Origin of the sequence: Desertivibrio insolitus (assembly GCF_017355965.1) — a bacterium.
Taxonomy (GTDB): domain Bacteria; phylum Actinomycetota; class Actinomycetes; order Actinomycetales; family Microbacteriaceae; genus JAFIQW01.
This window is the reverse complement of sequence record NZ_JAFIQW010000006.1, coordinates 151199-161215: the sequence shown is the minus strand read 5'-3', so window position 1 is coordinate 161215 and position 10017 is coordinate 151199. Positions and strand designations below refer to the sequence as shown.

The following is a 10017-nucleotide window of genomic DNA, read 5'->3' as shown; positions in this document are numbered from 1 at the left end:
TGACATTGTGCACGCTGTTGAGTTCTCAAGGATCGGACGCACCTGACCTTCACCACACCGAACACGGCATGCTGGCCTTCAGGGCAACTGTCCTACTCGACCTCCACAGCCCCGACTGGGTCTGTTCCGGAGGGAGTATCTGGTCCCGCTTGAGGCCGAGAAGCTCTTCCGCTTCCCGCACCTTTGGGGTGACGAGGGAAAACATTACGACGATGTTTCGAGCTCCGCAACCTGAGTGACACCCGGGCGTGTCGTGCTCGCCTACCCCGTCGAAGAGGTCCTCCCGCGCCGGTCGCCGAGCGACCGGACCGGGTCGTCCGCCTGAGCAGACATCAGAGACAACGCCTCTGGTGTCCGCTCCATTCCCGGGCCGGGGCGACGGGAGAAGCGGACACGTCGGACAACGACCCTGGCGCCTGGTGCATTCCCCGGGCCGTGCCCGGAGGAGGACCGGCGGACTACTCCCCCGAGCCCGTGCCGCGGCCGCGTGAATCTGCAACGGGTTCGAGGCGCCCGCGCTCGGCATCCGGAAGCTGCGCCGGGTACACCCAGGTGACGAGCGCCACCGAGATGATCATGAGCAGGAACCACGACCCCAGCTTCGCGATGGAGACGGGCTGCCAGCCGTCGAGCTGATCCGGGTACGACCAGGCGTCCGACCACGTCGCGATGTTCTCGGCGAACCAGATGAAGAGCGCCACGAGCAGGAACGCCAGCAGCACCGGCATCCGGAACCGGGCGCGGAACACCCGGACGTGCATCATCGCCCGTCCCCAGACGAGCGCGACCGCCAGGAACAGGGCGAGGCGCACGTCGGGCAGCACGTGGTGGGTGAAGAAGTTCAGGTAGACCAGCCCCGCGACCGCGAGGCAGACCCACTGGCGCGGATACCGCTCGAAGCGCAGGTCGAAGAGCCGATACACGCGCACGAGGTAGGAGCCGACGGCGGCATACATGAATCCGCTGAACAGCGGTACTCCCCCGATGCGCATCACCCCGTCGGCGGCGTAGGTCCACGAGCCCACGTCAGTCTTGAACAGCTCCATGACCGTGCCGACGACGTGGAACAGCAGAATCACGCGCAGCTCGCGCGGCGTCTCGAGCCGGAGGACGAGCATGAGCAGCTGGATCGCGAGCGCCGCGAGGGTCAGCGCGTCGTTGCGCGCGAGGGGCACGTCGTCCGGGTACCAGAGCCGTGCGGCGAGGAGCACGGCGAGCAGCGCCCCGCCGAAGACGCAGGCCCACGCCTGCTTCGCGCCGAACGCGAGCACCTCGACGAGCACACCGCCGGCGCCCCGGCTGGGCAGCCGCTCGAGCACGCGACGCGCCGCGGCGTCGAGGCGGCGCTCGGTGCGCGTCATCCGCTTCACGCGGTGCGCTTCCTGCGCGGGGCCGCTGCACGGTAGGGCGACACCGTGGGGTCGCCGTCGACCCAGAACCGCCAGGGGAACGCGTCGCCGTCGCCGCCCGGTCCTGCCACCCCGGTGCGGGGCCCGGAGCGGTAGGCGGATGACTCGGCCGGCAGTTCGAGCGTGACCGGTCCGGCCGCGAGGTCGCACCCGCCGTGGGCGAGGGTGATGCCGAGCGCGACGGTCAGCCGGGCCGGCCCACGCGCGAGGTCGTCGTCGTCGCGGGTCGTGTGCCGGCGGGCTCGCGCGTGCTCGATCCCCTCGATCACGCGGCCGGCCCGCAGCAGCACGCCGGAGGCCTCCCCCTCCGTGCCGCACACGACGTTCGCGCACGTGTGCATGCCGTAGGTGAAGTACGTGTAGAGGTGCCCGGCCGGCCCGAACATCACCGCGTTGCGGTTCGTGCGACCGCGGAAGGCGTGGGAGCCGGGGTCGAGTGCGCCGTGGTACGCCTCGACCTCGGTGAGACGCACCGCGACGTCGCCGTGCCGCACGACGGCGCCGAGCAGCAGCGGCGCGACCTCGACGGCCGGCCGCTCCAGCCGGGAGCGGTCGAACGTCACGCCTAGAGCAGCCGCTGTCCGGTGACGAGCGAGAACACGATCACGCCGACGAGCACCGTGACCGCGATGGCGATCAGCAGCGGCAGCAGCGGCTTGCGCGGCGTGCCGGCCATCAGCGGCTCTCCGGGGTGTGCAGCGCGGCGGTCAGATCGCGCACCCGCTCGGTGAGCCGCGAGAGCTGCTCGGCCACGCGCTCGGGGGCGGTGCCGCCGGCGCCGTTGCGGCTCGCGACCGAGCCTTCGATCGTGAGCACCTCCCGCACCTCGCCCGTCAGGTGCGGCGAGACGGAGGCGTACTGCTCGTCCGTCGGCTGGTCGAGGTCGAGCCCGTGCTCCTCGCAGAAGCGGACGAGCGCCCCGGAGATCTCGTGCGCCTCGCGGAACGGGATGCCGCGACGCACGAGCCAGTCCGCGACATCCGTCGCCAGGCTGAACCCCTGCGGGGCGAGCTCGCGCATGCGATCGGTGTCGAACCGCAGGGTCGCCACCATGCCGGTGAACGCGGGCAGCACGACCTCGAGGGTGTCGACGGAGTCGAAGACCGGCTCCTTGTCCTCCTGCAGGTCGCGGTTGTAGGCGAGCGGCAGCCCCTTGAGCGTCGCGAGCAGCCCGGAGAGGTTGCCGATCAGCCGCCCGCTCTTGCCTCGCGCGAGCTCGGCGATGTCGGGGTTCTTCTTCTGCGGCATGATCGACGACCCGGTCGAGAACGCGTCGTCGAGCCGCACGAAGCCGAACTCGCGGGTGTTCCAGAGGATGATCTCCTCGCTCAGCCGGGAGAGGTCGATGCCGACGAGGGCGGCGATGAACGCGAACTCGGCGACCACGTCGCGGGAGCTCGTCGCGTCGATCGAGTTCTCCGACGGCCCGGCGAGGCCGAGCTCGCGGGCGACGAGCGCGGGATCGAGGCCGAGGGAGCTGCCGGCCAGGGCGCCCGCGCCGTACGGGGAGAGCGACGCGCGCCGGCGCCAGTCGCGCAGCCGCTCGAGGTCGCGCACGAGGGGCCACGCGTGGGCCAGCAGGTGGTGCGCGAGGAGCACGGGCTGCGCGTGCTGCAGGTGGGTGCGGCCGGGCAGGATCGCGTCGGGGTGGGCGTCGGCCTGCGCGGCGAGCGCGTCGATCAGCTCGACGAGCTGGTGCGAGATGACCGCGGCGTGGTCGAGCAGGAACATCCGGATCAGCGTCGCGATCTGGTCGTTCCGGCTGCGCCCGGCGCGGAGCTTGCCGCCGAGCTCGGGTCCGGCGATCTCGAGCAGCGCGGTCTCGAGCGCCGCGTGCACGTCCTCGTCCTCCTCGCGGGGCACGAGGGTGCCGGCGTCGATCCGGTCGGCGAGCTCGTCGAGCGCGCCCTCCATCGCCACGAGCTCGTCCTGCGTGAGGTAGCCGGCGGCCGCGAGGGCCGAGGCGTGCGCCCGCGACCCGGCGAGGTCGTACGCGGCGAGGCGCCAGTCGAAGTGCGTCGACTTGCTCAGCGCGGCGAGCTCGGCCGACGGGCCGCTCGCGAAACGCGCTCCCCAGAGCGCGCCGTCACCGGTGGCGCTCATGCGCTCTTCAGGTCCCGCTTGGCCGAGATCCTGCTCGGGAGGCTCCATAGTTCGATGAATCCCTTCGACAGCGACTGGTCGAACGTGTCACCAGTGTCGTACGTGGCGAGTTCGAAGTCGTAGAGGCTCTGCTCGCTGCGGCGTCCGGTGACCACGGCGCGGCCGCCCTGCAGCTTGAGGCGGATGTCGCCCGACACGTGCTTCTGCGTGTCGTCGATGAAGACGTCGAGGCTGCGCTTGAGCCCCGAGTACCAGAGCCCGTCGTAGACGAGCTCGGCCCAGGTGCTCTCGACCCCGCGCTTGTAGCGGGCGAGGTCGCGCTCCAAGGTGAGCGCCTCGAGCTCCTCGTGGGCCGCGATCAGCGCGACGGCCCCGGGCGCCTCGTAGACCTCGCGGCTCTTGATGCCGACCAGGCGGTCCTCGACGATGTCGATCCGGCCGATGCCGTGCTTGCCGGCGACCGCGTTGAGTTCCTGCACGACGTCGAGCGGGTCGAAGGACTGCCCGTCGATCGCGACGGGCACGCCGGCCTCGAACGTGAGGGTGATCTCGTCGGCCTCGCGGTACTCGTCGGGGTCCTGCGTGTACTCGTAGAGGTCCTCGACCGGTGCGTTCCACGGGTCCTCGAGGAACCCGGTCTCGACCGCGCGACCCCACACGTTCTTGTCGATCGAGTAGGGGTTCTTCTTCGACTGCTGGATCGGCAGGCCGTGCTCCTCCGCGTAGGCGATCGCCTTGTCGCGGGTGAGTGCGAGGTCGCGCACGGGGGCGATCGACGTGAGGTCCGGCGCGAGCGCGGCGACGGCCGCCTCGAAGCGCACCTGGTCGTTGCCCTTGCCGGTGCAGCCGTGGGCGACGCTGTCGGCGCCGAGCTCCTTGGCGATGGACACGAGATGCCGCGCGATCAGCGGACGGCTGAGCGCGGAGACGAGCGGGTAGCGCTTCTGGTAGAGCGCGTTGGCTTTCAGCGCCGGCATGAGGAAGTCCGCGGCGAACTCGTCGCGTGCGTCGACGACGACGGACTCGACGGCCCCGCAGTCGAGCGCACGCTGGCGGATGTCGTCCACGTCCTCGCCGCCCTGACCGACGTCGACGGCGAGGGCGACGACCTCCTTGCCGGTGGCGTCGGCGAGCCAGCCGATGCCCACGGAGGTGTCGAGGCCGCCCGAGTAGGCGAGCACCACGCGTTCTGCCATTGCGATTCTCCTAGGGGATGTGCGGAGCGATCAGTTCTTGGCGAGCAGCCAGGTGAGCAGCGCCTTCTGGGCGTGGAGCCGGTTCTCGGCCTCATCCCAGATGACGCTCTGCGGTCCGTCGATGACGTCCGCCGTGACCTCGAAGCCGCGGTCGGCGGGGAGGCAGTGCAGGAAGACGGCGTCGGGCTTCGCCTCGGCCATCCGCGCGGCGTCGACCTGGAAGGGCTGGAACGTCGCGACGCGCGCGGCCTTCTCCTCCTCCTTGCCCATCGACACCCAGGTGTCGGTGACGACGACGTCGGCTCCGGCGACCGCCTGAGCGGGATCGGCCGAGACCGAGACCGAACCGCCCGTCGTCGCGGCGATGCGCTCGGCATCCGCCACGACCGCGGGGGCCGGCGAGTAGTCGGCGGGCGAGGCGACGCGCACGTGCATGCCCGCGACCGCGCCGGCGAGCAGGTAGGACTGCGCCATGTTGCTCGCGCCGTCGCCGAGGAACGCGACCGTCAGCCCGGCGAGGGCGCCGCGCTTCTCGCGGATGGTCAGCAGGTCGGCGAGCAGCTGACACGGGTGGAAGTCGTCGCTCAGCGCGTTGACGACGGGCACCCGAGTGCCTTCGGCCATCTCCTCGAGGCCCGCCTGCGCGTAGGTGCGCCAGACGATCGCGGCGACCTGGCGCTCGAGCACGCGCGCGGTGTCGGACGCGGTCTCCTTGCCGCCGAGCTGGCTGTTCGCGGTCGAGATGATGAGCGGGCTGCCGCCGAGGTCGGCGATGCCGACGGCGAACGAGACGCGGGTGCGGGTCGACGACTTGTCGAAGATGACCGCGACGGTCTGCGGCCCCTCGAGCGGCTTGCGGGAGAAGCGGTCCCGCTTGAGCTCCTCGGCGAGGTCGAGGATCTCGGCCTGCTCGGCGGGCGTGATGTCGTCGTCGCGCAGGAAGTGTCGGGTCATGCTGCTTTCTCCAGTGCGGTGCGGAACTTGCCCTCGAACTCGTCGAGCTCGGCGTCGCCGATGATGAGCGGCGGCGCGAGCCGGATCGAGGTCTCGTTCGGCGCGTTGATGATGAGTCCGTCGTCGAGGGCCGCGGCGGCGACGGCGGATGCCACGGGCTCGGCGAGCCCGACGCCGACGAGCAGCCCCGCCCCGCGCAGCTCCGTGACGAGCGGCGAACCGATCGCGGCGATGCGCTCGCGGAGCTCCGCGCCGCGGCGGGCCGCGTTCTCGACGAGCCCCGCGCGCTCGATCTCGCCGAGCACGGCGTTCGCCGCGGCGGTCGCGAGCGGGTTGCCTCCGAAGGTCGAGCCGTGCTGGCCCGCCTTGAACAGGTCGCTCGCCCAGCCGAAGGTCACGAGGGCGCCGATGGGCACGCCGCCGGCGATGCCCTTGGCGATCGCGACGGCGTCCGGCACGATCCCCTCGCGCTGGTAGGCGAACCACTCCCCCGTGCGGCCGACGCCGGTCTGGATCTCGTCGACGATGAGCAGGGCGCCGTGCCGCTCGGTGAGCTCGCGCGCCCGGCGCAGGAAGCCCTCGGGCAGGTCGATCACGCCGGCCTCGCCCTTGATGACCTCGAGCACGAGGGCGGCGACGTGGTCGTCGATCGCGTGCTCGAGCGCCTCGAGCGTCGTGTCGATGTGCTCGACGCCGGGCACGAGCGGCTCGAAGTCGGCGCGCAGCACGGGCTTGCCCGTGAGCGACAGGGCACCGACCGTGCGGCCATGGAAGCTGTTTGCGAGCGCGAGGATGCGATGGCGGCGGCCGTGCGGACCCTTGTTGAGCTTCGCGAGCTTGAGCGCCGCTTCGATCGCCTCCGCTCCGGAGTTGCCGAAGATCACCCGGCCGCCGTCGCCGGCGCCGGTCAGCCGGCGGAGGCGCTCGGCGAGCTCGAGGAGCGGCGGCGTGGCGAAGTAGTTGGAGACGTGCACGAGCGACGCGGACTGCCGTGACACGGCCTCGACGAGCGCGGGGTGCGCGTGACCGAGGGAGTTGACGGCGATGCCGGCGAGGAAGTCGAGGTAGCGCTTGCCGTCGATGTCCCACACGTGGCATCCGTCGCCGCGTTCGAGCATGACCTTGGGGATCACCAGGGTCTGCATGAAGGCGTCGCCGAGCCGGTCGCGCCAGTCGTCGAGCGTCACGCCGTCACCTCCGTTCCGATGCCCCTGGTCGTGAAGATCTCGAGCAGGATGCTGTGCGGCCGGCGGCCGTCGATGATCGCGGCCTTCTCGACGCCGCCGTCGACGGCCTCGAGGCACGCCGTCATCTTCGGGATCATGCCGGACTGCAGCGAGGGCAGGAGCCCGCGCAGCTCGGTCGCGGTGATCTCGCTGATCAGCGAGTCGCGGTCGGGCCAGTCGCGGTAGAGCCCCGCGACATCCGTCAGCACGACCAGCTTCGCGGCGCCGAGCGCGACGGCGAGGCTCGCCGCGGCGCTGTCGGCGTTCACGTTGAGCGACTGTCCGGGCTCGTCGAGGTCGGGCGCGATCGAGGAGACCACCGGGATGCGCCCGGCGTCGAGCTGCGCGAGCACGGCGGCGGGATCGACCTCGACGACGTCGCCCACGAGCCCGAGGTCCACCTCCTCGCCGTCGACGACGGCGCCGCGCCGGCGGCCGCGGAACAGACCCGCGTCCTCGCCGGAGATCGCGGCGGCGAGGGGTCCGTGCTCGTTGATGAGGCTGACGAGCTCGCGGCTGACCTGGCCGGTGAGCACCATCCGCACGACGTCCATCGCCTCGGGGGTCGTCACGCGGTAGCCGCCGCGGAACTCGCTCTCGATGCCGAGCCGATCGAGCATCGAGGAGATCTGCGGTCCGCCGCCGTGAACCACGACGGGACGGATGCCGGCGTAGCGCAGGTAGACCATGTCCTCGGCGAAGGCGCGTTTGAGGCTATCGTCGGTCATGGCGTTGCCGCCGTACTTCACGACGATGATCGAGCCCGCGAAGCGCTTGAGCCAGGGCAGCGACTCGATGAGGGTGTCGGCCTTCTCCGCGGCCTCGCTGCGATCGTTCATGTCGTCCATCAGCTGGAGTACGCGCTGTTCTCGTGCACGTAGTCGTGGGTGAGATCGCTCGTGAGGATCGTCGCGGCCTGCTCTCCGGCCTTGAGGTCGATGAGCACGTGCACGTCGCGGCCGGTCAGGTCGACCTCGTCGCGGGGCCGGTCGGGGGCGCCGGCGGAGCAGACGCGCACGCCGTTCATCGCGACGTCCACCGCGTAGGGGTCGAAGGCGGCGTCCGTCGTGCCGATCGCCGCGAGCACCCGTCCCCAGTTGGGGTCGTTGCCGAAGATGGCGGCCTTGAACAGGTTGTTCCGCGCGACGGAGCGGCCGACCGTGACGGCGTCCTGTTCGCTCGCGGCGCCGACGACCTCGATGGCGATGTCGTGGCTCGCGCCCTCGGCGTCGCGCTGCAGCTGCCGGGCGAGATCGAGGCAGAGGTCGGTGAGCGCGGCGGTGAACTCCGCGGCGTCCGGCGTCACGCCCGACGCGCCGCTCGCGAGCAGAGTGACCTGGTCGTTCGTCGACATGCAGCCGTCGGAGTCGAGCCGGTCGAAGCTGACGCGGGTCGCCTGCCGCAGGGCGGCGTCGAGGGCGGATGCCTCGAGCGCGGCGTCGGTCGTGAGGACGACGAGCATCGTGGCGAGTCCGGGGGCGAGCATGCCCGCACCCTTCGCCATGCCGCCGACGGTCCAGCCGTCGCCGGAGCGGACGGCGGTCTTCGGCACGCTGTCGGTGGTCATGATGGCGCGGGCCGCGTCGTCGCCGCCGGTCGTCGACAGGGTCGCCGCGGCGGCGTCGACCCCGGCGAGGAGCTGGTCCTTCGGCAGCTGCTCGCCGATCAGGCCCGTCGAGCAGACGAGCACGTCGCCCGCCGAGATGTCGAGGGCGGCGGCGACGCGCTCGGCGGTCGCGTGCGTCGTCTGGAAGCCCTGGGCCCCCGTGAAGCAGTTCGCGCCGCCGGAGTTGAGCACGATCGCGGAGACGACGCCATCGAGGATCGCCTGCTGCGACCACAGGATGGGGTTCGCCTTCGCCCGGTTGGACGTGAACACGGCGGCGCCCGCCTGGAGCGGTCCGCGGTTGACGACGAGGGAGACGTCGAGTCCCCCGGATGCCTTGAGGCCGGCGGCGACTCCGGCGGCCTCGAAGCCGGTGGCGGCGGTGACGGTCACGGGGCGACTCCGTCCAGCGGGAGACCGGTGGTCTCGGGAAGGCCGAGGGCGAGGTTGGCCGACTGGATCGCGGCGCCCGCGGTGCCCTTGACGAGGTTGTCGAGCGCGGTGACCGTGACGACGCGGCCGGCCGCCTCGTCGATCCCGACGCCGATCAGCGCGGTGTTCGCGCCCACGGCATCCGCGCTCTTCGGGTAGCTGCCCTCGGGGTACACGTGCACGAACGGCTCGTCGTCGTAGTACGACCAGGCCTGGCGGACGTCGGCGGCGGTGACGCCGTCGGCGAGCCTGGCGGTGGCGGTCGAGAGGATGCCCCGCGACATCGGCACGAGCACCGGGGTGAAGGACAGGGAGACCGACGCGGCGCCCGCCTTGCGCAGGTTCTGCCGGATCTCGGGGATGTGGCGGTGCACGCCGCCGACGGCGTACGGCGCCGCGGAGCCGTTGATCTCGCTCGCGAGCAGGTTCGCTTTGAGGCTGCGGCCCGCGCCGGAGGTACCGACCGCGAGCACGGCGACGAGGTCGTCCGGCTGGATCACTCCCGCGGCGATGCCGGGGGCGAGCCCCAGGGTGACGGCGGTCACGTTGCAACCGGGAACGGCGATGCGGCGGGCGCCGGCGAGCAGCGAACGCTGCCGGTCGGCGCCGGCGAGCGGCAGCTCGGGCAGACCGTAGGTCCACGAGCCGTGGTGCTCGCCGCCGTAGAACGCGTCCCAGTCGGCGAGGTCCTCGAGCCGGTGGTCGGCGCCCGCGTCGACGACGAGCGTGTCGTCGGGCAACTGCGCGGCGAGGGCGCCGGAGTGCCCGTGCGGCAGGGCGAGGAAGACGACGTCGTGACCGGCGAGCACGTCGGGCTCGGTCGGCTGCAGCGTCAGGTGCGCGAGGGAGCGCAGGTGCGGGTGCACATCGAGCAGGTGCTGACCGGCGTTGCTGTGAGCGGTGACGGTCTGGACGGAGAAGTCGGGGTGGGAGCTGAGCAGTCTCAGCAGCTCTCCACCCGCGTAGCCGCTCGCGCCGGCGACGGCAACGGAGAAAGGCATGCGTCTACCTTATTGATCGAGGGTCCTGGGGCTGACGGAGGCGGCGACGCTGCAGCTTGACGGGATCGTCAGACGAGCGGCGTCGCCGAC

Annotated in this window: 9 protein-coding genes; all 9 read right to left on the bottom strand. The window is 71.6% G+C overall.

Going from position 1 to position 10017, the window contains the following annotated elements; all coding sequences use genetic code 11:
• Window positions 1–458: 458 nt before the first annotated feature.
• The 9 genes from JUB10_RS13740 to argC all read right to left on the bottom strand — a co-directional run bounded on the left by JUB10_RS13740 (window position 459) and on the right by argC (window position 9927).
• Window positions 459–1370: a DUF817 domain-containing protein gene (locus tag JUB10_RS13740; RefSeq protein WP_374191706.1), complete on the bottom strand. Its 912-nt coding sequence runs from the start codon at window positions 1368–1370 to the stop codon at window positions 459–461.
• Window positions 1367–1972, bottom strand: coding sequence for a DNA-3-methyladenine glycosylase (locus JUB10_RS13735; protein WP_207457625.1), 606 nt, complete (start codon window positions 1970–1972; stop codon window positions 1367–1369). Before JUB10_RS13735 ends, JUB10_RS13740 begins: the two co-directional genes overlap by 4 nt.
• Window positions 1973–2084: 112 nt before the next feature.
• Window positions 2085–3512, bottom strand: a complete 1428-nt coding sequence (argH, locus tag JUB10_RS13730; protein WP_207457624.1) for an argininosuccinate lyase — start codon at window positions 3510–3512, stop codon at window positions 2085–2087.
• Window positions 3509–4708, bottom strand: a complete 1200-nt coding sequence (locus JUB10_RS13725; protein ID WP_207457622.1) for an argininosuccinate synthase — start codon at window positions 4706–4708, stop codon at window positions 3509–3511. The genes argH and JUB10_RS13725 overlap by 4 nt, the downstream gene beginning before the upstream one ends.
• A gap of 30 nt (window positions 4709–4738) precedes the next feature.
• Window positions 4739–5662 (bottom strand): ornithine carbamoyltransferase, encoded by a 924-nt coding sequence (argF, locus tag JUB10_RS13720; RefSeq protein ID WP_207457620.1) that lies wholly within the window; start codon window positions 5660–5662, stop codon window positions 4739–4741.
• Complete coding sequence (locus JUB10_RS13715) at window positions 5659–6849, bottom strand: acetylornithine transaminase (RefSeq protein ID WP_307859238.1); 1191 nt, start codon at window positions 6847–6849, stop codon at window positions 5659–5661. The genes argF and JUB10_RS13715 overlap by 4 nt, the downstream gene beginning before the upstream one ends.
• Window positions 6846–7736 (bottom strand): acetylglutamate kinase, encoded by an 891-nt coding sequence (argB, locus tag JUB10_RS13710; RefSeq protein WP_207457618.1) that lies wholly within the window; start codon window positions 7734–7736, stop codon window positions 6846–6848. Before argB ends, JUB10_RS13715 begins: the two co-directional genes overlap by 4 nt.
• Window positions 7736–8887, bottom strand: a complete 1152-nt coding sequence (argJ, locus tag JUB10_RS13705; RefSeq protein WP_207457616.1) for a bifunctional glutamate N-acetyltransferase/amino-acid acetyltransferase ArgJ — start codon at window positions 8885–8887, stop codon at window positions 7736–7738. The genes argB and argJ overlap by 1 nt, the downstream gene beginning before the upstream one ends.
• Window positions 8884–9927, bottom strand: coding sequence for an N-acetyl-gamma-glutamyl-phosphate reductase (argC, locus tag JUB10_RS13700; RefSeq protein WP_207457614.1), 1044 nt, complete (start codon window positions 9925–9927; stop codon window positions 8884–8886). Before argC ends, argJ begins: the two co-directional genes overlap by 4 nt.
• Window positions 9928–10017 lie beyond the last annotated feature (90 nt).

Excerpts from the sequence above, each read along its gene's own strand:
- argH (WP_207457624.1), bottom strand. The coding sequence starts at position 3,512 with ATGAGCGCCACCGGTGACGGCGCGCTCTGGGGAGCGCGTTTCGCGAGC.
- JUB10_RS13725 (WP_207457622.1), bottom strand. The coding sequence starts at position 4,708 with ATGGCAGAACGCGTGGTGCTCGCCTACTCGGGCGGCCTCGACACCTCC.
- argF (WP_207457620.1), bottom strand. The coding sequence starts at position 5,662 with ATGACCCGACACTTCCTGCGCGACGACGACATCACGCCCGCCGAGCAG.
- argB (WP_207457618.1), bottom strand. The coding sequence starts at position 7,736 with ATGGACGACATGAACGATCGCAGCGAGGCCGCGGAGAAGGCCGACACC.
- argC (WP_207457614.1), bottom strand. The coding sequence starts at position 9,927 with ATGCCTTTCTCCGTTGCCGTCGCCGGCGCGAGCGGCTACGCGGGTGGA.